Origin of the sequence: Streptomyces sp. Ru62, assembly GCF_002920615.1 — a bacterium.
Classification (GTDB): domain Bacteria; phylum Actinomycetota; class Actinomycetes; order Streptomycetales; family Streptomycetaceae; genus Streptomyces.
This window is the reverse complement of the sequence record NZ_PQSU01000026.1, coordinates 103,476-127,294: the sequence shown is the minus strand read 5'-3', so window position 1 is coordinate 127,294 and position 23,819 is coordinate 103,476. Positions and strand designations below refer to the sequence as shown.

Below are 23,819 nucleotides of genomic sequence, written 5' to 3'. Positions count from 1 at the left end.
CTGCAACATCTAGGGATTCTGTCGATCTGTGGCCCATTTTCGAAGGGCCTTATTCTGACTGAGGCTCATCCACATCTCCGTGATCGCCTCATCGTATTTGTTGCCGAAGCGGGCGCGAATGTCATCTACGTCCATTTGTATGGCGCCTCGGAAATCGCCAGCGTCTATCAGTTCTTTCTGCCTCATGCGCCAAGCCTTCGAGGCGAGTGATGACCCAGTGCTGTAAACCGCGCGATGGTCGGCGTAATCCATCCGAATCGACGGTCCGCTGTACTTACTGAGAGGGCTGGATGCGTTGGCAGGGATATGATTGATCTCATTTCCTGCTCCAGCAGGTTGCAAATCCCCATACTTTCCGCCGTTCGCGGTGCCGCAGTTGTGAACGAGGACCGGCGCGGCCCCGGCGAGTACATAGTACGTGTGCAGGGTGCCGACGGTGAGGTCGTAGGTGGTGTGGTGCTGGTGGAAGTTGTGGACCTTGGTGACCAGCACGGTGGTGCCGTCGGGCTGGCGCAGTTCCGTGCCGGGGGTGAGGTTGTGGGCGTCGGTCCAGCGGTGGTGGGTGGCGTCCCAGAAGGGGTGGTGCCAGGTGGTGGTGAGGGTTTCGGTGTGGTGCTTGGTGTGGTGGGGCGGGCCGCGGGTGGGGGCCGTGTCGAGGGTGAGGGTGGTGAAGTCCTTGTCGGTCGTGGTGACGATGACCTGCTGGACCTTCTCGGGTGCCGTGACACCGGTCTGCGGGTCGGTGGCCAGGACGGTGTCGCCGGGTTTGATGTCGCTGATGGGTTTGGAGGTGCCGTCGGCGAGGCGTACCGCGGTGGCGGCGACGAAGCTGTGGACGGCGCAGGCCACGCCTTCCGCGGCGTCGGTGCCGGCGCTTTCCGCGACTCTGGCCTCTTCTATGGCGTGTTCGGCCTTGAGGGCGTCCTCGGCGAGTCGTGCGGCTTCTTCGGCGTCCTTGACGGCGGTGTAGGCGCGGTCGAGGGCGCGCCAGATCGCCAGGGCCTCGATGCCCACCTTGATGGCTTTGAAGACCTTGCCCCACGGGACCGCGGTGAGGGCTGTGTTGATGCAGCCCATGACGTCGCCCTTGGTGAAGCAGTTGTAGGCGTCTGTTACGCCGATGACGTCGGCGACCATGTTCAGCAGGCGGTGCTTGAGGCCGCCGGCCTGCTTCTTGGCCGCCGCGACCGTGGCGTCGGCCGTGGCTTTGGCGCGGGCGACCGCGCGGGACTCGGCCTGGGGGTCGTAGGTCTTCTTGCTGATGTTGCCGCCGCTGTAGCCGATGGAGTGGCCGTCGGAGCAGTGGCCGTGGTGGCAGACGGCGCTGTTGTGGCCGGCGCCGCCGGGGTCGACGGGGCCGGTGTCGACGTAGCGCTTGGGGTTGCTCTTGCTGGTGCCGGTGCCGCCGATGGGGTAGCCGATGCCGCACTGGTCGGCCATGCACAGACCCGAGGGGTCGGACTCGGTGACCGGGGAGTCGCCGGCGTAGTCGTAGGCGTTCCAGGTCTGTGGTGAGCCGGGGTCCAGCAGGGGGTCGGGGCTGAGGAAGCGGCCGATGACGGGGTCGTATTCGCGGGCGCCGAGGTTGGTCAGGCCGGTGTTGTCGTCCTGGGTGCCGCCGACGTAACCGCGCTGTCCCGCTGTCCAGGTTCCGGACTGGTCACGTGACTCGCCGAAGGGCTTGTACTGGCGGCGGGTGACCGCCTGGCTCTGGGAGTCGACGGCCAGGGTGCTGGTGCCCTGCCGGTCGGGGATCAGATAGGTGACGTGGCCGTCGGAGGAGTGGGTTGCGACCGTCTGCCCGGCGAGGGAGATGTAGCGGATGCCGTCACAGCTGGTGGCGTTCTTCTTGAGGGTGATCTCCTCGTCGCCGGTATAGAGGGTGGTGGCGTCGGGGCTACGGCGGATCAGGAGGCTGCCGTCGGCGTCGTACAGGTATGTCGTGTCGCCCGCGCTGCCGGTGGAGGACAGGTCGGACAGCCGGCCCTCGTCGTTGTAGGTGAAGGTGTCGGTGCCCGAGCGGGTGGTGCGGGTGTGGACGTTGCCGTCCTCGTCGTAGGTGTAGGCGTTGGTGGTGTCGGACGCCGAGTCGCCCGGTACCACCTTGTCCACCTGGGACACGGCGTGGGCAGGGCCCTTGCCCGCGGCGAACGGGGTGTAGCTCGACGTCGCGTCGTGGCTGGTGTCGCCGGTGGTGTCGTGGTCGACCTGGGTGGCCCGGGCGCCGGTGGCGTCGTAGGTCCAGGACTGCCAGTACGGTGACGGGCCGCCGACCATGGAGGAGGCTGCGGGGGCGGGAGAGGCCGCGCAGGCGTCGGTGGCTGTCCAGGCGGACTGCAGGCGCTGCGCCCAGTCGTAGGCGAAGCACTGGGTGTCGGTCTGGCCGGTCTCCAGTTTGTCCGTGATCCTGGTGACGTTCCCGGACGGCTGGTACGCGTAGGAGGTCTGGTCGGCGATCGCGGCGCCCGACTGGGTCACGGTGGTGGAGCCGGTGAGCCGGTGGGTCTGGTCGTCGTAGGTGAGGGTCTGCTGGGCGAAGTTGCCCGTGGTGCCGTAGGTGAACTGGTAGGGCTCGTCGAACTCGGTGTAGGTGAGCTTGTTGACGTACTCCCAGCCGTTGACCCCGCCGACGGCGACGGGGCGGCCGAAGGCGTCGTAGGTGTAGGCGACCGTCTCCTGCGGGAGGTTGACGGTGGTCGGGTCCTGGTCGGTGTAGCTGGAGACGGTTCCCGTCAGGTTGTAGTGGTTCTGGTGGATGTAGTTCCCGGCCAGGGCGCCCTCGGTGGAGGGGACGACGAGTTGGGTGGCCTGGACCCAGCCGTGGCTGTCGTAGCCGAGGATCTTGTCCGTGTAGGCGGCGCCGCCGGTGCCGCCTACGTAACGGGTGGAGGAGGTCGGCTCGCCCTTCTTGAGCGTGTCGTAGGTCCACGACGCCAGTTCGTTGGCCGTCGACGGCTGGGCGCCGCCGGTGATGTCGTACTCGGCCTTCTTGCGGCCCATCTCGTCGTAGGTGTACGCGATGGTCTTGCCGCGGTTGTCGGTGGTGCTGAGCAGTTGGCCGGCGTTGTCGTAGGCGGAGGACGAGGTGCCGGTGTCGGGGTCCGTCTGGGAGGTGCGGCGGCCGAGCAGGTCGTAGCCGCTGCTCCAGGTGTGTCCCTGGTGGTCGTCCTGGCCTGTCTGGTGGCCTGCCGCGTCGTAGGTGTAGCTGACGGTGTCCGCCGTACCGGTGGGTGTGGTGCCGTGGTAGCGGAGCAGCTCGACGAGCTGACCGCGTGCGTCGGTGAAGGTCGTGGTGGGCGTGGCGCCTTGCGGCGGGGTGACGTCGACGCGGTCGGAGCCGGGGTAGGCGGTGGTGGTCCGCCAGGTCTCGGAGGCGAAGTGGTAGGCGATCGACGCGGCCACGCGTCCCGCGCCGTCGTAGACGGTGCCGGTCTGTGAGGGGGTCTGGTTGTCGGGTGCGTCGACCAGGGTCGCGGAGGGGGCGCCGGAGTTGTAGTAGGCGTCGGAGGTGCTGACCGGCCATCCGTGGCTGTCGTAGACGGTGTCGGTGATGGTGCGGCCGCCGTCGACGGTCGCGGTCTGGGTCTCCCTCGGCCGCAGCATCGAGTCGTAGATGGCGATGGAGCTGCGGTAGGTGTTGTCGTCGTCGAGGGTCTGGGTGGTGACCGAGGACGTGGTGTCGGGGGTGAGGTTGTAGCTGTATTTGGTGTTGGGGTTGTTGGAGGTGGAGAAGCCCGGTTTCCAGACGGCGGTGAGACGGCCCAGCGGGTCGTAGGCGCTGGTGGTGGAGTAGCCGGCCGCGTCGGTGGTCTTCAGGTCGAGGCCGCGGGCCGGGTCCAGGGTGGTCGTGGTGGTGAAGCCGGTGGTCTGCCCGGTGACCTTGGGCTTGGTGACCGTGACGGAGGTCGGGGCCGCTCCGGTGGCCGGGCTGTAGGCGGTGGTCGTGGTGCGGTTGTCGCCGTCGGTCTCGGTCAGCTCGCGGCCGTAGGCGTCGTAGGTGTTCTTCAGGGCGGTGATGTAGTGGACGGTGCCGTCGGCCGCCACAGAGTCGGCCTTCTGCACCATCGTCACGTCGCCCTTGGTGGGGACCGCCGTGTTGTCGGTGGCGTTGTCGAAGAAGGTCAGGTCGTCACTGACCAGGTCCTGTGGGTAGGCCGGGGTGGCCGAGCAGCCGACTGAGACCTCCTGGACCCGGCGCGGCATGGGCAGCGTGGCGCCGTCGGAGTCCTTGGCGTACCAGGTGCGGGTGCAGGTCTCGTCACCCGGTGTGTCGGCGTCGCCCTTGTCCTCCACGGCGGTCGGCAGACCGGTGGAGTTGTCCAGGGTGTAGTCGATCTCCGTGGTCTGCTTGGTTCCGTCCGCCTTGGTGGTGATCGTGCGGACCCGCTGGGTGTTGGCGCGGCGGGCGATCAGCGGGTCGAGGCCGCTCTTGGTGCGCGACTGGGTCGCCGTCGGGGCCGAGTTCCAGGGGTCGGTGATGCCGTCCGACAGCAGTGCTCCGCCGTCGCCGTTGTACGACTGCGCTTCGAAGGTCTGGCCGGCGAGCCAGTCGGAGTCCTTCTGCGTGTCGTCGCCCGTGCTGTCCTTGAGGGTGACGCTGCGGGTGCCGGAGGAGGTTTTGTCGCCGTCCATGCCGCGGAAGAAGGTCTCGCGGGAGAGGGTGATCTTCTCCGGTGCGGTGCCGGTGCGGGTCTCGACCGTGCCGTAGCCGCGCCACTGGTTCCAGGTGCGGTACTTGGCCTGGGTGAGCGGGTCGTCGTTGTAGTGCCAGGCCGGGTCGCCGACGTAGGTGTAGGAGGTCTGGACGGGAAGGCCGTGCCCCTTGGGGTCCTGGACGGTGACTGTGTTGACGACGAACTTGTTGAACCAGTCCAGCTGGGGCGTGGTCTGCCCCGGTGGTGTCCAGTACTGCGGATAGCAGCGGTAGGTGTTGCCGTCCTCGCTGGAGGGCAGCACCTGGGTGCCCGCGCGGTGGCACTGGGGTGCGCTGTAGTTGACCGTGATGACTTCGCCGGACTCGGTGGTGAGGGTGGTCATCCGGTAGCGGGTGATGGGCTGGTAGCCGTCCAGGCCGTCGACCCGGTTCGCGAGCGCCTGCCCGGCGAACTGCACCGGGGGCAGGTCCAGACTGCCGCCGTCCTTGCCGGTGTGGACGATCTGGCTCAGCCACAGCGACGGTGTGGTGGTGTCCCCGGTCGCCGGAAAAGTGTGGGTCAGCGACCAGGCGTCCACGTCCTGGTAGGCGGTGCCGACCAGGACCTGGGTGCGGATGCCCGTCAGGCGCCGGGTGGTGTAGAAGGCCGGGCCGTGGTTGTCGCAGCTGCCGGAGGACGAGCAGACCTGGTCGACGGGGACGTCCGGCCAGTGCGAGGCGTTAGCGGTGGTCATCTTCGACGCGGCGCAGTCGAAGGAGGAGTCGGGCAGACAACGCTCGGCGGTGTCGAAGAAGACCTGGGCCATGGCCGGTGCGGTGCTGTCGTAGACCTTGCCGTCCGACTGGCCGTACTGGATCTTCGACAGGTAGCCGCCGCGGGTGTACGGCGTGGGGGTGGTGGAGTTGTCCCGGCCGTAGTAGTTGGTCTCGGGCGTGTACCAGTAGCTGATGGCGTTGCCGTGCCGGTCGACGGTGTAGTCGAGGTTCCAGCGGTATGCCTGCTGGCACCAGGAGTCGGCGAAAGTGGCCGCGTGGCAGGGCTCACCGGTGTCGTTGCCGTAGACCGGTGTGCTGAACACCGAGTTGGTGGTCGCGTTCCCGGTGGCCCAGCCGGGCAGGCGGTTGCGACCGAAGTAGTACTTGGTGCCGTCGGCGGTGGTGACGACGAAGTACTCGTTGTCGTTGTCGCCGTTGACCGTGTCGGTCCTGATCTCGATCTTCTCGCCGTTGTCGCTCTGCGGGTGCCAGGTGTCGGTGGCGTCGTCGTGGACGAGGGTGTTGGACGAGCCGTTCAGCGACAGCGTCAGCGTGTCGGCCGCGTCGGACCAGCACTGGTCGGAGGTCTTCGGTGTCTGGTTCGCGGCGTCGTCGGAGCAGGCGGGATAGCTGCGCTCGACGAAGCCCGGTTCGTAGTCCCAGCCGTCACCGATCCAGGATGCCTGGGCGTTCGTGGAGGACGTCCGTCCGTCCACGCTCTGCGAGCTGTAGTCCAGGGACACACTCGGGGCGAGGCTGCCGGGGACGTCGGGCAGCGCGATGGGATAGGAGTAGCTGAACGCACCACTGGAACTGCCGGCCGACCACTGCCCCGAGGAAGCCAGGGACGTGGCGGCGTAGCTGCCACCGCCGCCGGAGGTGCCGGCCACAGCAGCCAGCACCATCGACTGGGGCTGCTGCGAGTGCTGTGCGGGCAGGGTGACGTCGGCGGAGACCGTCTCGGTCCGGGCGTCGTTGGAGGAGCCGAGCGGGGTCTGTTTGCGGCAGTGGGGGGCGGTGGGGGTGGTCAGCGCGCATGCGGGCAGTTGCACCAGGTGGAGGCGGGAGGCCCAGTCGCCGCCGTAGGCGTCGCGGAAGTCCGTGTAATCGAGGCCGACGTGCGCTCGGCCGCCGGGCGTCGCGCCGTCCGCCCGCAGGGTGAAGACGACGCCGTGCACGCCCAGTTTCCCGGCTTTGGCCTGGCCGGGCAGCGACACGTGCAACTTGGTGCCGGCGGGGGCGGGGTTGCGGCCGTTCGTCACGGGCGCCAGGGAGACCGGCAGGTGACCGGCCCGGACCGTAGCCGCGGCACGCTCGTGCGGGTTCTTCGCGACAGGGGGCAGTGCCGTGTCGGCTTCGCCCGACGCCGGCCAGGTCTTCCTGGCGGCGCCCGCATTCCAAGACCTCATACGCGGGTGCTTGACCGAGCGACCGCGGACAGCGGTGACCGGAACGGACTTTTCCTTCTGAGCCTTGATGAGGTGATCAGCCCGTTTTGCCTCTGCCGCCAAAGCCGGATCGGCCACGGCGAGAGGCGCGATCAGCGCCAGCAATGCAATCAGAACAAGCCAGATCCGCGTAGAAGATCTCCGCCGGACCAGCTTTTCAAGCCATTGTCCGGATCTCGCCCACTCACCCACGAAAATTCCCCATCCCCTCGGCAAGACGCGGAGGGAATCTAATCAACCTCCGCCGGTAGGACGGTTGTCCCGGGATGAATTCTTGACCATGATCACGTCACTAAAGATCAATGATTTCTCAAGTTTCCCCTGAGTCGCATGCCGTGTGCTATGTACACCGACTCCCCCTCGCGATTCTTCCGGACCGGCTCGCTTGTCCAATCCACAGATCCGCGGTTAGCGTCCTTCCGCGCTGATTGACACCGTCAGAACCCCCGCTTTTCTGAGGAAATCGCATGCCTGAACAGTCCCCCGGCCGAACACGAAGAGGCCGGCGAATACGTGTCCGGCTGAGAACCATTGCCCTCGCCCTGACGCTTGTGCTGCCGTCGTCCGCCGCGGGAGTCGTGGCCGCGCAGCAGGCCGCGGCGGCGGACGACACCGGTCCGTCCCCGGTTTCCACCCCCGCGCCACCACTGCCGGAAAGTCAGCCCGACGGCCCCCTGGGGACCACCCGTCCGCCGGACGACTCAGACATGACGGAAGTCCAGCAGTCGGCCCTGGCACAGGCGCAGACCCAGGCAGCGGACACGGGCGAACCCGTCCAAGTGGATGCCTTGACCACCGAGACCGCCACGGTCCGGGCCAACCCGTCCGGAACCGTGACCTGGACGACGAGCCTGTTCCCCCAGCGCATCCGCGACCACGGTTCCTGGGTGCCTGCCGATGCCACACTCCAGCCGAACTCCGACGGCACCTACAGCCCCAGGGCAGCAGCCGAACTCCTCGTCTTCTCCGGCGGCGGCTCAGGTCCCCTGGTGACCATGACCAGCGGCAAGACACGGTTGAGCTTCTCCTGGCCGCAGGAACTGCCCACACCCACCGTGGCCGGTGCCACCATCACCTACCCCGACGTACTCAAGGACGTCGACCTCCGGCTGACCGCCGACACACTCGGCGGCTTCTCCGAAGTGATCGTCGTCAAGACCGCCGCCGCGGCGGCCGATCCCGCACTGGCCACCCTGAAACTCACCACCCAGACCACCGGCGTCACCGTCTCCGACGACGGTCACGACAACCTGCAAGCCGCAACCCCCGCCGGACAGGTCATGTTCAGCGCGCCGCAGCCGCTGATGTGGGACTCCTCGACCAGTGGCACCACCACACAGGCACGCTCGGCACTCACCGCCACACGCTCAGCGGCCTCCGACGCCCACGGGCCCGGCGCCGGCGCGCACATCGCCCGCGTCGGCGACGACGTCCACGGGTCCACCCTCTCCCTGACACCGGACCGCGACCTGCTCACAGGCTCGGCCACCCGGTACCCGGTCTACATCGATCCCAGCTGGAACCCGCACTACGCCACCGGCGGCAAACAGCACTACATCGAGACCCAGCAGGGCTGCCCCTCGGCGAAGAACTACGACTCCACCCAGTACGGAGACCCGGGCGTCGGCTACAACAGCTGGTCGGGCTGCATCGGCGTCGAACGCTCCTACTTCCAGCTCGCCATCCCCTCCGCCGTCTGGGGCACGCACATCGTGTCCGCCACAGTCGACGTCAAGGAGAACTACTCCGCCAGCTGCAGCCTCTCCTCCGACGTCAAGCTCTACCTGACCGGGTCCATCAGCTCCAGCACCACTTGGAACAACAAGCCCTCGCTCGCCAAGTACCTTGCCACCAAGAGCTTCGGCCCCGCCTGCACCAGCCAGCCCTCGGGAGGCTTCTCCGTCACGTCCACCATCGCCCAGAAGGCCGCCGCCAAGAACTCCAGCTGGACCTTCGCGCTGGTCAACAGCCAGGAAAGCAGCTCAGACGGCAACTACTTCAAGCGGTTCGCCAACAACCCGTCCATGTCCATCGAGTACAACCACATCCCTACAAGGCCGAGCAGCCTGACGGCCAAGTTCGGGACGCATTCCGTCGGCTGCGGGACCTCGACCCCCTACCCGGTCGTCGGCAAGTCGATCGCCACCACTCCCCCGAGCCTCAACGCGGTGATCAGCGACGGCGACAAGGACGCCCTCGCGGCCACCTACAAGTACTGGGTGAACGGCGGTACCGCCACCACGACCACCAGCGCGACCGTCGCCAGCGGGCAGAACGCGCCCAAGCTGCTCTCCTCGACGTTCATGAGCGGGCTGAAGACCGGAGACGTGGTCGGCTGGAACGTGCACTCCAGCGACGGCGAGGACACCAGCCCCACATCGTCCAGCTGCCACTTCACCGTCGACCTCACCGCACCGGACCCGCCCACCGTCAAAAGCGCGGACGGGCACTATCCCGAGGACACCGCCGGCATCACAGCCGCCGGTACCCCCGGCACCTTCACTCTCAGCACGGACAGCGCGACCAAGTTCCTCTACCGGCTGGACGTGAGTCCACCCACCGTCAACACCCCCGCCTCCGAGGTCATCCCCGCCTCCGGCAACACGGCCAAGATCACCCTCACGCCCACCGCCCCCGGCACGCACACGCTCTACGTCTACGCCGTCGACTCCGCCGGCAACACCTCCGGCCAGGAGCAGTACCAGTTCACCGCCCTCGGTCACGCCGGCCAGACCTACACCAGCCTTCAGGACGCCTTCAACAACACCGCCGTCACCAGCGACACCAGCCAATCGGCCGGCGACGCGGACGGGGTCGGAGCGACCATCTCGCTGCAAGACCTCAAGGCCGCGGGCTGGCAGCCCGGAGGCAGGATCACCGTGGACGGTGCCGGCTTCACGCTCCCCGACTTCGGTGCGGCGTCCGGCGACAACGTCATGGCCGCCAACCAGACCATCCAGATGAACGGAGTCACCGGCCGGGCACTGGTCTTCCTCGGCTTCTCCACCTACGGCATGATCGCCTCCCAGCGCGACGACAGCGACTACAGCAGCCCCGTCGTCCCCGACGGCACCGCCGTCGGCGGGAGCGAGTGCACGCTCGGCAACGGCCAGTACGAGGACTGCCAGCCCGGCGGCCCCAACGGCACCATCACCTACGCCGACGGCACGACATCACAGAGCTACCACCTGAACATGCCCGACTGGGTCTACGGCTCGCACAACCTCGCCGCCGTCACCCTCCCCCACCGCAACCACGTCAACGGCACCCAGGAAACCCGCAGCACCGACATCTACGCCTTCTCCATCCCCCTCAAGCCAGGCACACCGATCAGCTCGATCACCCTGCCCGACCTCAGCGACTCCGCCCGCCAGTACGTCCCTGGACTGCACATCCTCGGCATGGCCCTCCGCGACACCACCAGCGCACCCAACGGAGCCGCCTGGACCAGCGCCTGGAGCGCCCCCAACGAAGGCTCCTTCAACTACGAGGGAACCGACTACAAAGACCAGACCTTCCGCATCGCCGCCGACCCCAGCGTGGCCGGCTCCAGCGTCCGTATCCGGCTCTCGAACGCCCTCGGCCGCAGCCCTCTCACCATCGACCACACCACCCTCGCCACCCAGTCCTCCGGCGCCGCCCCGACCGCGACCCCGACGGACCTGACCTTCAACGGTGGCAGCAAGTCGGTCACGCTCCCCGTCGGGGGCGAGATCTACAGCGACCCCGTCACCTACACCGCGAACCCCGGCCACCGCGTCATGATCAGTCTTCATCTGGTCAACGACGTGCCGTACCTCGTCCAGCACAGCTGGGCAACCGCAACCACCCAGTACGTCAGCGCCGTGGGATCCGGCGACCACACCAGCGACACCAGCGCCGGCGCCTTCACCGGCACAGGCGTCTACTCCGGCTGGTTCGCCGACATCCTCACCGGCATCGACGTCACCACCGGTGACGCCCGGCCGACCGTCGCCGTCCTCGGCGACAACCTCATCGACCCCTTCGCCGCCGACACCACGACCACCCCCGTCAACAGGATCTCCGACGAACTCGCCACCGCACTGCGGATGAACGAGCAGGGCATCCCCGACTACGGCGTCGTCGCCACGGGCATCGAGAACAACCGGCTCTCCTCCGACCAGACCGGCCAGGGCGGCCCGGCCGTCCTCACCCGCCTCGACCGCGACATCCTGGACCTTCCCGGCATCACGACCGTGGTCATCGACGAGGGACTCAAGGACATCCTGGCCGGAACCGACGACACGACCCTAGAAGAGTCGTACGGGCTGCTGCGCGATCAGCTCAGAGCCTGGGGCATCAAGGTCGTCTACACCACCCTCACCCCATGCCACGGCTATGCGCCCTGCACCACCGACAACGACGCCGACCGGGCGGACGCCAACACCTGGATCACCGACCAGACCGACTACACCACACCGACCGTCACCTACACCGACGCCGAGCAGACCGTCGCCATCCCCGACCCCACCAGCACGGCCGACCCACCGGCCCTGATGCTCAACGCGGGCACCGCACCGTCGGACTACGACCCCGGCGACCACGTCAACCTCACAGCCGACGCCTACCACGCGATCAGCAACGCACTCGACCTGACCACTCTCGGACCCGACGCGTAGCGCCGACCGTCCACTTCGCCCCGTCGGTCGTCTGGTGACGCCTATGGTCAAATCGAGGCTCGCGTGACGTCGGTCCCCAGGACACGGTTGTGGCCCTGGGGACCGACGTTTTCGTAGCGGGTGCTATGAGCGACGATGAGGCCGGACGGATCCGATGGGATGCCGGTAGAGGAACTGCGAGTGACTCAGGCCGCGTTTCCCAGGGGGACCCTCGCGATCCGGGGCAGGCATGATTTCGGCGTACTGCTCACAAACCACCTCAATAGGTGGACCTGCGGCAGCAGATGAAGGCGCGACCGCCATTCAGTGCGGCAACATCGGGCCGCCTCCGCGCCGCCAGGCCACCTCCGAGTGCGGCAATGGACGCCCACGTCGACAAGGTGACCGACGGTCCTGGCTCGTCGCGCTGCCCCGGCTACTTACCCGACCTGACGCTCCATCAGGTCGAGCGTCATATGAGCGTCAGAACTGCCCCACACGGACACCGCGAAGACCGGCGGAATGACACGTCCGTCTCCTCGTCACCGAGCGAGACCGCAGGTCAGGGGTGTAGGTCGGGCATGCTCCCTGCCGCACGTCATGCGTTTGGGAAAACAGGTCGAGTCCGCCCGGTCGCACCTGAAGCAGCTATGAAAGTCGCAGGTCAGAGGCCCTTTGTAGCAGGCTCCAGAATCGCCACGCACTCCACATGATGCGTCATCGGAAACAGATCGAACGCCCGAAGCGTCCGCACCCGGTAGCCGCCCTCCCGGAAGTACCCCAGATCCCGGGCCAGCGCAGCGGGATCGCAGGCGACGTAGGCGATGCGGCGGGCCCCGAGGGAGGCGAGGTGGGCGACCGTGTCGCGGCCGGCGCCGGCGCGGGGCGGGTCGAGGACGATCAGGTCGACCTCGGTGATGCCGGTGCGCGGCAGGACCGACTCGACCTTGCCCTGCTCGACGCGGACCCGCGGGAAGTCGGCCAGGTTGTGCCGCGCGTCCTCCACCGCCCGCTTGCCGGACTCGATGCCGAGGACCGCGCCCTTCTCGCCCAGGCGGTCGGCGAGCGCGCCGGCGAAGAGGCCGACGCCGCAGTAGAGGTCGAGGGCCGTCTCGCCCTTGCGGGGCAGCAGGCCCTGCATGACGGCGGTGACGAGCGTGTCCGCCGCCTTCGGGTGGACCTGCCAGAAGCCGCCGTTGCCCACCCGGTGCGTACGGCCGTCCGCGCGTTCGCGGACGAAGGGGCGGCCGTGGACGCGGTGCACCCCGCCGGACTTCTCGTCCACCCGCAGGACCGACACCGGCCGGTCCAGCTCGACCAGCGGGAGACGGGCGCCCGGGCGCGGGGTGAGGATCACCTGGCGGTCCTGGGACCCCGTCGCCGCGATGGCCTCGACCGATTCCATGCCGGTCCAGTCCCGCTTCTCGATGCCCAGCTCGCTGACGCCCGCCGCCGCGATCATGCAGTGGTCGATGCGCTCGACCTCGTGCGAGCGGTGCCGGCGCAGACCGGCGTGGCCCTCGGCGTCGACGGCGTACTGGACGCGGGTGCGCCACTGCGGGACCTGGCCGGCGGGCAGCTTGTCGCCCTCGGCCGGGACCACGGTGCCGTCCCAGCCCGCTTCCTCGGGGGTGAGGCCGGCGAGCCGCTGGAGCTGTTCGGCGATCACCTCCGCCTTCAGCCGGCGCTGGGCGCCCGGCTTGGCGTGCTGCCAGTCGCAGCCCCCGCAGCGGCCGGGCCCGGCGAAGGGGCAGGGAGCCTCGATGCGGTCCTTGGAGGCCTCCAGGACCCGTACGGCGTCCGCGCGCAGGAAGCGGGCGCCTTCCTCCCCTTCGGTCACCCTGGCCACCACCCGCTCGCCGGGCAGCGCGTGCCGGACGAACAGCACCTGTCCCTCGGGGGTACGGGCGATGCAGTGGCCGCCGTGGGCGACGGGGCCGATCTCGACCTCGTACTCCTCGCCCACCAGAGACTTGGTCGGTTCTGCCTGCATGGTGGGGTGACTCCAGACCGGGAAATCGGGGAAAGGGGACGGCCCGCACCGGCGGGCCCGACAACAGCCCACCAGTCTACGGCCTCTCCACCGCGGCTCAGTCCTTGGCCGACGGCTCCTTCGGCCGCTCCACGGCCGGGCCCCGCCGGACCGCGCCCGGCGCGTTCCACTCCTGCCGCCTACGGGCCCGCAGCTTGGCCGCCTCCGAGGACTGCAGCTGGTACGGCACCGAGGTGACCATGACACCCGGCGTGAACAGCAGACGGCCCTTGAGGCGCAGCGCGCTCTGGTTGTGCAGCAGGTGCTCGTACCAGTGGCCGACCACGTACTCGGGGATGATCACGGAGACCGCGTCGCGCGGGGACTCCTTGCGCAGGCCCTTGACGTACTCGATGATCGGCCGCGTGATCTCGCGGTATGGCGAGTCCAGGACCTTGAGCGGTACGTCGATCCCGCGCCGCTCCCACTCCTCGCGCAGCGCCTTGGTCTCGGCCGGGTCGACGTTTACGGTCAGCGCCTCCAGGGTGTCCGAGCGCATCAGCTTGGCGTAGGCGAGGGCGCGCAGCGTCGGACGGTGGATCTTGGAGATCAGCACCACCGAGTGCACCCGCGACGGACGGACCATGTCGTCGGCCGGGCCCTCGGGCGCGGCGATCTCCTCGGCGACCCGGTCGTAGTGCTTCCGGATCGCGGTCATCGTCGCGTAGAAGATGCACATGCCCAGCAGGGCCACCCAGGCGCCGTGCGTGAACTTGGTGACCAGGACGACGACGAGCACCAGGCCGGTGAAGAAGGCGCCGAACGCGTTGATCGCCCGGGAGCGGATCATGTGGCTGCGCTTGGCGGGGTCCTTCTCGACCCGGAGGTGGCGGTTCCAGTGCCGGACCATGCCGGTCTGGCTGAGCGTGAAGGACACGAAGACGCCGACGATGTACAGCTGGATCAGGCGGGTGGAGTCGGCGCCGTAGATGAACACCAGCAGCATCGCGGCGCCCGCGAGCAGTACGATGCCGTTGGAGAAGGCGAGCCGGTCGCCACGGGTGTGGAGCTGGCGCGGCAGGTAGCGGTCCTGGGCGAGGATCGAGCCGAGCAGCGGGAAGCCGTTGTACGCCGTGTTGGCGGCCAGGAACAGGACGAGCGCGGTGGCGGCGGCGAGGAGCACGAACAGGAAGCTGCCCTTGCCGAAGACCGCCTCGGCGACCTGGGAGATCACCGGGTTCTGGACGTAGCCGGAGCCGAGCGGGACGCCGTTGTGCAGCAGGTCGGTGGCCGGCTTCTCGGCCATGCGGACCTTGGTGGTCATGGCGAGCGCGATGATGCCGCAGAACATCGTGACGGCCAGCAGGCCCATCATGGCGAGCGTGGTGGCCGCGTTCTTCGACTTGGGCTTGCGGAAGGCCGGGACGCCGTTGGAGATGGCCTCGACGCCGGTGAGAGCGGCGCAGCCGGAGGAGAAGGCGCGCAGCAGCAGGAAGACGAGCGCGAAGCCCGCGAGACCCTGGTGCTCGGCCTTGATGTGGTAGGCCGCCGTCGGCGCCCGCATGGTGTCCCCGAGGACCAGACCGCGGAAGGCGCCCCACGCGATCATGATGAAGACGCCGCCGACGAACACGTACGTCGGGATGGCGAAGAGCTTGCCCGACTCCTTCACGCCCCGCAGGTTCATGAGCGTCAGCAGCACGATCACGGCGGCCGCGCAGAACACCTTGTGCTCGACCACGAAGGGGATCGCGGAGCCGAGGTTCTCGATGCCGGAGGAGATGGAGACGGCGACGGTGAGGACGTAGTCGACGAGCAGCGCGCTGGCCACGGTGAGGCCGGCCTTGGGGCCGAGGTTGGTGGTCGCGACCTCGTAGTCGCCGCCGCCGCTCGGGTAGGCGTGCACGTTCTGCCGGTAGGAGGCGACCACCGTGAACATCAGCACGACGACCGCGACCGCGATCCAGGGGCTGAAGTGGTACGCCGACACGCCCGCGATGGACAGGACCAGCAGGACCTCCCCCGGCGCGTAGGCGACGGAGGACAGCGGGTCGGAAGCGAAGACGGGGAGTGCGATGCGCTTCGGCAGGAGCGTTTCACCCAGCCGGTCACTGCGCAGTGCGCGCCCGATCAGGATCCGTTTGGGCACGTCGGTCAGTTTGGACACGAGAGAGGATCGTAAGCCTTCGAACTGGCACCCGCCCACCCGGCGTGCTGGATCTGCCTCACGAGTGAAATCGGGGGCGCACGGAACTACGGAATCCGTGCTTCGTGTGCCCGCCGTGCCTAGATGGCAAACCCCGCCTGTCATCGCACTTCGGAGGTTCCATGCCCGCGACCGCGGAGCTGATCGGGGCGCTGCTGGCCCTCGGCGGCCTCGGAATCCTGACTCTGTGCAGCGTGCGCAGCATCACTCGCCGACGGCTCCCGCCACCGCCCGTGGCACAGGGGTGCCCACCGCGCGGCGCCCGTGTGTAGCTTTGGGCGTCGGTCTGAGACCCTGATGCTGAGCAGTAGCTTTTGGACACCGGAAGGACGGTCGTGCACATCGTCATCATGGGCTGCGGAAGAGTGGGTTCCGCTCTTGCCCAGACCCTGGAGCAACAGGGACACACGGTCGCCGTGATCGACCAGGACCCCACCGCCTTCCGTCGGCTGGGCCCGGGATTCGGCGGCCGCCGGGTCACCGGTGTCGGCTTCGACCAGGACACCCTGCGCGAGGCGGGCATCGAGGAGGCCGGTGCCTTCGCCGCCGTCTCCAGCGGCGACAACTCCAACATCATCTCCGCGCGCGTGGCACGCGAGATGTTCGGCGTGGAGAACGTGGCGGCCCGAATCTACGACCCCCGCCGTGCCGAGGTCTACCAGCGCCTGGGCATCCCCACCGTGGCCACGGTCCGCTGGACCGCCGACCAGATGCTGCGCCGGCTGCTGCCCTCCGGGGCCGAGCCGCTGTGGCGCGACCCCACCGGCGGGGTACAGCTGGCCGAGGTGCACGCCTCCCCGAAGTGGGTCGGCCACAAGATCAGCAAGCTCCAGGAGGAGACGGGCGTCCGGGTGGCGTTCCTGACCCGCCTGGGCGAGGCGATCCTGCCCACCTCGCAGACGGTGCTGCAGGAGGGCGACCTCGTGCACGTGATGATGCGGACGGACGACGTGGACAAGGTCGAGGCGGCGTTCGCCGGTGGCCCGGAAGAGGAGGGCGGTCACTGATGAGGGTCGCCATTGCCGGGGCCGGCGCCGTCGGCCGCTCGATCGCGGGCGAGCTGCTGGAGAACGGCCACGAGGTCCTGCTGATCGACAAGGCGCCGACCGCCATCTCGGTCGAGCGCGTCCCGCAGGCGGAGTGGCTGCTCGCCGACGCCTGCGAGATCACCTCCCTGGACGAGGCGGCGTTGCAGCGCTGCAACGTCGTGATCGCCGCGACCGGCGACGACAAGGTGAACCTGGTCGTCTCGCTGCTCGCCAAGACGGAGTACGGCGTCCCGCGCGTCGTGGCCCGGGTGAACAACCCGAAGAACGAGTGGCTGTTCAACGAGGCCTGGGGCGTCGACGTCGCCGTCTCCACCCCGCGCCTGATGTCCGCCCTGGTCGAGGAGGCGGTGAGCGTCGGTGACCTGGTCCGGCTGCTCCGCTTCAGCCACGGCGACGCCAACCTCGTGGAGCTCACCCTGCCGGAGGAGTCGGCGCTGGCCGGCACCCAGGTGGGGGACGTGCAGTGGCCGGAGGACACCTCCCTGGTCACGATCATCCGCGGCACCCGCGTGCTGACGCCCTCCAAGGAGGACTCCCTGGAGCCGGGCGACGAACTCCTCTTCGTGGCCGCGCAGGCCCGGGAGGAGCAGCTGGAGGACCTGCTGTCGGTGCGGCGGGAGGACTGACCGCGCCACGACGAAGGGCGCCCTTGGCGACAAGGGCGCCCTTCGTCGTCGTAAGTCCTCCCGCATCCCCCGGCGGAGCCTGAGCGGCTCCCCCGGCGGTGCGGGTTCAGTCCTCCCGGCGGTGCGGCTCAGCCCTCCCGGCGGTGTCGGCCGCCGGCCGCCTCGGCGGCGGCCTTCCTCTCCTCGGCCGCCTTCTCCTCCGCCTCCATCTCCGCGAACACGTCGATGGGCGCGGGCGCCTTGGCGAGGAAGACCCAGGTCAGCCACACCGCCAGCAGGAACGGCGGGATCTTCAGGATGACCAGGACCCAGCCGAGCTGCGCGGTGTCGGCCCACCAGTACAGCGGGAACAGGATCGCGCACTTGGCGAGCAGGATCAGGCCCCAGGCCCAACTGGCCTTGGCGTACGCCTTCTTGCGGCCGGGGTTACGGGTGCGCCAGGAGAGGTTCTCCTTGAAGATCGGGCCGAGGATGAGACCGATCAGGGGCACACCGGCCAGGGTCGTGATGATGTACGCCAGCGCCATGCCCAGCGTGTAGAGCATGCCGGGGAGGTAGAAGTCCTTGGCGTTGCCCGTGAACATCGCGAACACGACACCGAAGGCCACGCCGAAGACACCGCTGAAGGCGTGCTTGACGGTGTCCTTCATCGCCAGCCGGACGACGACCAGGATCAGCGACAGGGCCAGCGCGGCGATCGCCGCCATGTGCAGGTTCTTGTTGACCGTGAAGATCGCGACGAAGAGCAGGCCCGGCAGGACCGTCTCGACCATGCCGCGGACCCCGCCGAAGGCCTCGAACAGCGCCGCCTCGGTCACCGCGCGGGCGTCGTCGGGCTGGGTCTGGTCGGTGTCTTGGGTCGGCTTGTCGAGGGACGTCACCGGCTACTCCCGTCCGAGGGGTCGCAGTTCGTATTTGGGGTTGAACAGCACCCGGCGGCCCCGGCTCATCGAGATCCGGCCCGATGCGATCAGCTTGCGCCCCGGTTCTATCCCCACGATGGAGCGCCTGCCGAGCCACACCACGTCCAGCGCGGCGGAGCCGTCGAACAGCTCGGCCTCCAGGGCCGGGACTCCGGCGCGCGGGCGCAGGGTGACCGTGCGCAAGGTACCAGTTACGGTGACGATCTGTCGGTCGTGACAGTCACCGATCTTCGTGCACCCGGCCGTCTCCGCGTCCTCGCGCAGCTCCTCGGACTCCAGGTCCTCCTGCGACGAGGAGAGCCGGTCGAGCATGCGCCGGAACCGGCCGGCCGGCTTTTCGGAACGAGGAACAGCAGTCATACCTGAAGCGTACCGGGGTGCGCCGACAGGGCCGTAGCGCAGCTCACTTCCGCCTCCCGCCCCTCTCCGCGGCGCGGCTCGTCCCCGTGGCGACTCGTTCCCGTGCCGGCCCGTCCCGTGGCGCGGCCCATGCCCGTGGCTCGGCTCATGTCTCGAACCGGTAGCCCATCCCCGGCTCGGTGATGAAGTGCTTCGGGTGCGAGGGGTCCGACTCCAGCTTCCGCCGCAGCTGGGCCATGTACACCCGCAGGTAGTTGCTCTCGGTGCCGTACGACGGCCCCCAGACCTCCTGGAGGAGCTGCTTCTGGCTGACCAGCCGGCCGGTGTTGCGGACCAGCACCTCCAGCAGATGCCACTCGGTCGGGGTGAGCCGGACGTCCTTGCCGCCCCGGTTGACCTTCTTGGCGGCGAGGTCGACGGTGAAGCCCTCGGTCTCCACGGTCGTCACGTCGTCCTCGCCCGGCCCGGCCGGCTCGGCCCGGCGCACGGCGGCCCGCAGCCGGGCCAGCAGCTCGTCCATGCCGAACGGCTTGGTCACGTAGTCGTCGGCGCCCGCGTCCAGCGCCTCGACCTTCTCGTCGGAGGAGTGGCGGGCGGACAGCACCAGGATCGGCACCCGGGTCCAGCCGCGCAGGCCCCTGATCACCTCGACGCCGTCCATGTCGGGCAGGCCCAGGTCGAGGACGACCACGTCGGGGTGGCGGGAGGCGGCGAGTTCCAGCGCGGTCCGGCCGTCGGGGGCCGCGTCGACCTCGTACTTGCGCGCCTTGAGGTTGATCACGAGGGCGCGCACGATCTGCGGCTCGTCGTCGACCACGAGCACCCTCGTGGGGGTCTGGGGGGACCCCCCAGCCGGGCTCACCATGTGGCCTGCCTTTCCGGTTCGGTACGGGACTCCCCGGCAGGGAGCGGCTCGGGACGCGGTCCTGCCGCGCGCAGGCTCAGCACCATGGTGAGCCCGCCGCCCGGCGTGTCCTCGGCGGTGAGGGTGCCGCCCATGGCCTCGGCGAAGCCCCGGGCGACCGCGAGGCCGAGCCCCACGCCGGCACCGCGCGGAGCGTCACCGTACCGCTGGAAGGGTTCGAAGATGCGGTCCTTGGCCTCGTCCGGGACCCCCGGGCCGCGGTCCACCACGCGCACCTCCACGCGGTCGGCGATGGCGCTCGCGGCCACCAGGACGCGCCGTCCGGGCGGGCTGTACTTGACTGCGTTCTCCACCAGGTTGGCCACCGACCGCTCCAGCAGCCCGGGGTCGACGGCGACCATGGGCAGCGTCTCGGGCACGTCGAGTTCCACGCTGTCCTCGGGCACGCCGCCCAGCGCCATCGGTACCACCTCGTCGACGTCGATCTCACGGATCATCGGGGTGACCGTGCCGGTCTGGAGGCGGGACATGTCCAGGAGGTTGCCCACGAGGTGGTCGAGCCGGTCGGCGCCCTCCTCGATGCCCTCCAGCAGCTCCGCCTGGTCCTCCTCCGACCAGGCGACGTCGTCGGAGCGCAGGGACGACACGGCGGCCTTGATGCCGGCCAGCGGGGTGCGCAGGTCGTGGCTGACGGCGGCCAGCAGGGCGGTGCGGATGCGGTTGCCCTCGGCGAGCGTGCGGGCCCGGTCGGCCTCCTCCTTCAGGCGCCTTCGGTCGAGCACGACGGCGGCCTGGGCGGCGAACGCGGCGAGTACCCGGCGATCCGCCGCGGGCAGCACCCGGCCGGTGAGCGCGAGCGCCATGTGGTCGCCGACGGGCATGTCGACGTCGGCGTCCTCGGGGCGCTCCAGCGGCGGCCCGAAGCCGGCGCGGCCCGCGCACGTCCAGGGCGCCACGTCGCTCGCGCGTTCCAGCAGGGCGGCCGACTCCATCGCGAAGGTCTCGCGGACCCGCTCCAGCAGCTCCTCCAGGCTCGTCTCGCCCCGCAGCACGTTCCCGGCGAGGAAGGAGAGGATCTCGGACTCCGCGCGCAGCCGGGCGGCCTGGTGGGTGCGCCGGGCGGCGAGGTCGACCACCGAGGCGACCGCCATCCCCACCCCGAAGAAGATCGCGATGGCGACGATGTTCTTGGGGTCGGCGACGGTCAGCCGGTGCAGCGGCGGGGTGTAGAAGTAGTTCAGCAGCAGGGAGCCGAAGGCCGCCGAGGCCAGGGCGGGCAGCAGGCCGCCGAGCAGGGCCGCCGCGACGGTGACGGCCAGGAACAGCAGCATGTCGTTGGCGAGGCCGAGGTCGACGGCGTTCAGCAGCACCGCGAGGATCGCGGGACCGGCCAGACCGACCGCCCAGCCCCAGATGATCCGGGCCCGCCCGAGCCGGCCGCCCCGGGCCACGGGCAGTCCCCGGCCCTTGGCGACCTCTTCGTGGGTGACGATGTGCACGTCCAGGTCGGGGCCGGAGTCCCGGGCGACCGTGGCGCCGACGCCGGGACCGAAGACGTACTGCCAGGCCTTGCGGCGGGAGGAGCCGAGCACGATCTGGGTGGCGTTCACCCCGCGGGCGAAGTCGAGCAGGGCGGCCGGGACGTCGTCGCCGACCACATGGTGGAACGTTCCGCCGAGGTCCTCGACCAGGGTGCGCTGGACAGCCAGCTCCTTCGGGGAGGCCGAGGACAGCCCGTCGCTGCGGGCGATGTAGACGGCCATGACCTCACCGCCGGCGCCCTTCTCGGCGAGCCGGGCGGCCCGGCGGATCAGGGTGCGCCCCTCGGGGCCCCCGGTCAGGCCCACCACGATCCGCTCCCGGGAACCCCATATCGTCGAGACCCGGTGCTCGCTGCGGTACGCGTTCAGGTACGCGTCGACCCGGTCGGCCACCCACAGCAGCGCCAGCTCGCGCAGGGCAGTCAGGTTGCCGGGACGGAAGTAGTTCGACAGGGCCGCGTCGACCTTGTCCGGTTGGTAGACGTTGCCGTGCGCCATGCGACGGCGCAGGGCCTGCGGGGACATGTCGACCAGCTCGATGTCGTCGGCCCGGCGCACGACCTCGTCCGGGACGGTCTCCCGCTGCCGCACCCCGGTGATCGACTCGACCACGTCGCCGAGTGACTCCAGGTGCTGGATGTTGACGGTGGAGACCACGTCGATGCCGGCGGCCAGCAGCTCCTCCACGTCCTGCCAGCGCTTGGCGTTGCGGGAGCCGGGGACGTTGGTGTGGGCCAGCTCGTCGACGAGGGCGACGGCGGGCGCCCGGCGCAGGACGGCCTCGACGTCCATCTCGCCGAAGACGGCGGACCGGTACTCCAGCTCCTTGCGCGGCACCTGCTCCAGACCGTGCAGCATCACCTCGGTGCGCGGCCGGCCATGGCACTCCACGAACGCGACCACGCAGTCGGTGCCCCGCTCGACCCGGCGGTGCGCCTCGGAGAGCATGGCGTAGGTCTTGCCCACGCCCGGTGCCGCACCGAGGTAGATCCGTAGCTTGCCGCGTGCCATGGCCCCATTGTCTTCCCGTGCCTGTCGCCTACGCAGCGTCGACCTTACGGCCCACGATCACGGCGAACGGGACGGGGAGTGCGGGCAGGGGGCAACTTTGACGGAACCCTGATGAGCCCACCTCGGGCCGCCCGGCTCAGTGCTCGCTGATCTCGCCGTCGCGCAGCTCCAGCACCCGGTCGGCCAGGTCCAGCAGGGTCGCGTCGTGCGTGGCGACCAGCGCCGTGACCTGTTCGCTGTGGACGACGGCCCGCAGCAGCTCCATGACGGCGTGCCCGGTCTCGGCGTCGAGCTGGCCGGTGGGCTCGTCGGCGATGAGCAGGGCGGGCCGGTTGGCGAGGGCCCGCGCGATGGCGACCCGCTGCTGCTGGCCGCCGGACAGCTCACCGGGCCGCTGGGCCGCGTGCCCGGCGAGCCCCACGAGGGAGAGCAGCAGCTCGACCCGCTTCTCGCGCTCGCGCGGGTCGGCCCGGCGCAGCCGCAGCGGTACGCCGACGTTCTCGGCGGCGCTGAGGATCGGGATGAGCCCGAAGGACTGGAACACAAACCCGACCCGGTCCCGCCGCAGCCGGAGGAGCTCACTCTCGCCGAGCCGGGCGAGATCCCGCCCCTCGACCTCCACCCGCCCCTGGTCGGGGGTGTCCAGCCCGCCGACGATGTTCAGCAGGGTGGTCTTGCCGGACCCCGACCGCCCTTTCAGGGCCACGAGTTCCCCCCGGGGCACCTCGAAGGACACCCCGCGCAACGCGTGCACGGCGGCGGCCCCCACGCCGTACGACTTGTGCACGCCCTCGACCCGCACCATGGTCTCGGTGACCACCTGGCTCATGTCCCTCCCCCGTCGGACGGAGCCCCAGTATCACCGGTCGGACAGCGCCCCGTAAGGGGCGCGGGGAACTGCGCGAGCGACCACGACGGACCCGCGCCCGGCAACGGCGGATCCTCATCCGCGCGCCCTCGCACAAAGGCGGGCCGCGCCCTGAAGGCACGGCCCGCCGAACACAACGGCTGAACCCAGCGGAGCGCCTAGCGGACCTCGGTGATCTCCGGGCCCCGCTGCAACTGCCCCATCCCACCGGAGAACCGCGAGCCCTCCTCCTGCTGGACCCCCTCGGGGACCATCTGCGCGTCGTTCGGAAGCTTGAGGACGATCGGGTCGCGCGGGGCCATCGGGCCCTCGCCGCGGACCACGACGGTGTCCCGGAAGATCTGCTCCAGCAGCCCGGCGGCCTGCGGCTGCACCGCGCCCTGGCCGGAGATCACCCCGCGCAGGAACCACCGCGGGCCGTCCACGCCGACGAACCGGACGACCTGGAAGCCGCCGGTGCCGTCCGGCAGCTGCACCGGCACCTGCGCGCGCAACTCCCACCCCAGCGGGCCCTCGACCTCGTCGACGATGCCACCCTGCTGGGTGATGCCGGACGCGATCTCCTCACGGACCTCGCCCCAGATGCCCTCGCGCTTGGGCGCGGCGAACGCCTGGAGCTGGATGGCACTGTCGCGCAGCACGACGGTCGCGGCGACGATGGCGTCACCGGCGACCTCGACCCGCAGTTCCATGCCGTCGACGCCCGGTACGAACAGACCGCCGAGGTCCACACGGCCCTCGGCCGGATCGCGCACCTCGCTGCTGTCCCACGGCCCGTCGGGCCGGGGTCCGGGCTCCAGCCGGACGCGCTCGCGCTCGGCCTCCTCCTCGTCCGCCTCGGTGTCGACGCTGTCGACGACCTGCTCGGCCTCGCCGGCCGCGTCCTCGGCGGCACCCTTCTTCTTGCGACGTCCGAACACG

The 23,819-nt window shown here is 69.6% G+C and carries 12 protein-coding genes; 3 read left to right on the top strand and 9 right to left on the bottom strand.

Annotated features, from left to right (window positions below):
• Positions 1-9 precede the first annotated feature (9 nt).
• Positions 10-6,819 carry an RHS repeat-associated core domain-containing protein gene (locus C3492_RS46695; RefSeq protein WP_103815979.1) on the bottom strand — a complete coding sequence of 2,270 codons (6,810 nt, stop codon included), beginning with the start codon at positions 6,817-6,819 and terminating at the stop codon, positions 10-12.
• Positions 6,820-7,565: 746 nt separating this feature from the next.
• Here C3492_RS46695 and C3492_RS31155 point away from each other — a divergent pair.
• Positions 7,566-11,498, top strand: coding sequence for a hypothetical protein (locus tag C3492_RS31155; protein WP_258055999.1), 3,933 nt, complete (start codon positions 7,566-7,568; stop codon positions 11,496-11,498).
• Between the two features lie 643 nt (positions 11,499-12,141).
• Here the strand turns inward: C3492_RS31155 and C3492_RS31150 are convergent.
• Positions 12,142-13,470 carry a class I SAM-dependent RNA methyltransferase gene (locus tag C3492_RS31150; protein ID WP_103815977.1) on the bottom strand — a complete coding sequence of 443 codons (1,329 nt, stop codon included), beginning with the start codon at positions 13,468-13,470 and terminating at the stop codon, positions 12,142-12,144.
• A 97-nt stretch (positions 13,471-13,567) separates the two neighbouring features.
• Positions 13,568-15,616: an APC family permease gene (locus tag C3492_RS31145; protein WP_103815976.1), complete on the bottom strand. Its 2,049-nt coding sequence runs from the start codon at positions 15,614-15,616 to the stop codon at positions 13,568-13,570.
• Positions 15,617-15,990: 374 nt separating this feature from the next.
• Between C3492_RS31145 and C3492_RS31140 the strand changes: the two genes are divergently transcribed.
• Entirely contained in the window at positions 15,991-16,662 is a 672-nt protein-coding gene (locus C3492_RS31140) for a TrkA family potassium uptake protein (protein ID WP_014675526.1), read from the top strand.
• The gene (locus tag C3492_RS31135) at positions 16,662-17,330 is read left to right on the top strand and encodes a TrkA family potassium uptake protein (RefSeq protein WP_014675525.1); all 669 of its coding nucleotides are present in this window, start codon (positions 16,662-16,664) and stop codon (positions 17,328-17,330) included. Before C3492_RS31140 ends, C3492_RS31135 begins: the two co-directional genes overlap by 1 nt.
• Before the next feature lie 128 nt (positions 17,331-17,458).
• On the opposite strand, the gene C3492_RS31130 is transcribed toward C3492_RS31135, so the two are convergent.
• The 6 genes from C3492_RS31130 to C3492_RS31105 all read right to left on the bottom strand — a co-directional run bounded on the left by C3492_RS31130 (position 17,459) and on the right by C3492_RS31105 (position 23,818).
• Positions 17,459-18,211, bottom strand: coding sequence for a DUF3159 domain-containing protein (locus C3492_RS31130; RefSeq protein ID WP_103815975.1), 753 nt, complete (start codon positions 18,209-18,211; stop codon positions 17,459-17,461).
• Between the two features lie 3 nt (positions 18,212-18,214).
• Entirely contained in the window at positions 18,215-18,613 is a 399-nt protein-coding gene (locus tag C3492_RS31125) for an OB-fold nucleic acid binding domain-containing protein (RefSeq protein WP_078629620.1), read from the bottom strand.
• Positions 18,614-18,758: 145 nt separating this feature from the next.
• Complete coding sequence (locus C3492_RS31120; RefSeq protein ID WP_103815974.1) at positions 18,759-19,478, bottom strand: response regulator; 720 nt, start codon at positions 19,476-19,478, stop codon at positions 18,759-18,761.
• On the bottom strand, positions 19,472-22,030 hold the full coding sequence (locus tag C3492_RS31115; protein ID WP_103815973.1) for a sensor histidine kinase KdpD: 2,559 nt from the start codon (positions 22,028-22,030) through the stop codon (positions 19,472-19,474). The genes C3492_RS31120 and C3492_RS31115 overlap by 7 nt, the downstream gene beginning before the upstream one ends.
• 136 nt (positions 22,031-22,166) lie before the next feature.
• Entirely contained in the window at positions 22,167-22,859 is a 693-nt protein-coding gene (locus tag C3492_RS31110) for an ABC transporter ATP-binding protein (protein ID WP_103815972.1), read from the bottom strand.
• Between the two features lie 197 nt (positions 22,860-23,056).
• Positions 23,057-23,818: a DUF3710 domain-containing protein gene (locus tag C3492_RS31105; RefSeq protein WP_014675519.1), complete on the bottom strand. Its 762-nt coding sequence runs from the start codon at positions 23,816-23,818 to the stop codon at positions 23,057-23,059.
• Between the last annotated feature and the right edge of the window lies 1 nt (position 23,819).

Excerpts from the sequence above, each read along its gene's own strand:
- C3492_RS46695 (WP_103815979.1), bottom strand. The coding sequence starts at position 6,819 with ATGAGGTCTTGGAATGCGGGCGCCGCCAGGAAGACCTGGCCGGCGTCG.
- C3492_RS31155 (WP_258055999.1), top strand. The coding sequence starts at position 7,566 with ATGACGGAAGTCCAGCAGTCGGCCCTGGCACAGGCGCAGACCCAGGCA.
- C3492_RS31150 (WP_103815977.1), bottom strand. The coding sequence starts at position 13,470 with ATGCAGGCAGAACCGACCAAGTCTCTGGTGGGCGAGGAGTACGAGGTC.
- C3492_RS31135 (WP_014675525.1), top strand. The coding sequence starts at position 16,662 with ATGAGGGTCGCCATTGCCGGGGCCGGCGCCGTCGGCCGCTCGATCGCG.
- C3492_RS31125 (WP_078629620.1), bottom strand. The coding sequence starts at position 18,613 with ATGACTGCTGTTCCTCGTTCCGAAAAGCCGGCCGGCCGGTTCCGGCGC.
- C3492_RS31120 (WP_103815974.1), bottom strand. The coding sequence starts at position 19,478 with ATGGTGAGCCCGGCTGGGGGGTCCCCCCAGACCCCCACGAGGGTGCTC.
- C3492_RS31115 (WP_103815973.1), bottom strand. The coding sequence starts at position 22,030 with ATGGCACGCGGCAAGCTACGGATCTACCTCGGTGCGGCACCGGGCGTG.
- C3492_RS31110 (WP_103815972.1), bottom strand. The coding sequence starts at position 22,859 with ATGAGCCAGGTGGTCACCGAGACCATGGTGCGGGTCGAGGGCGTGCAC.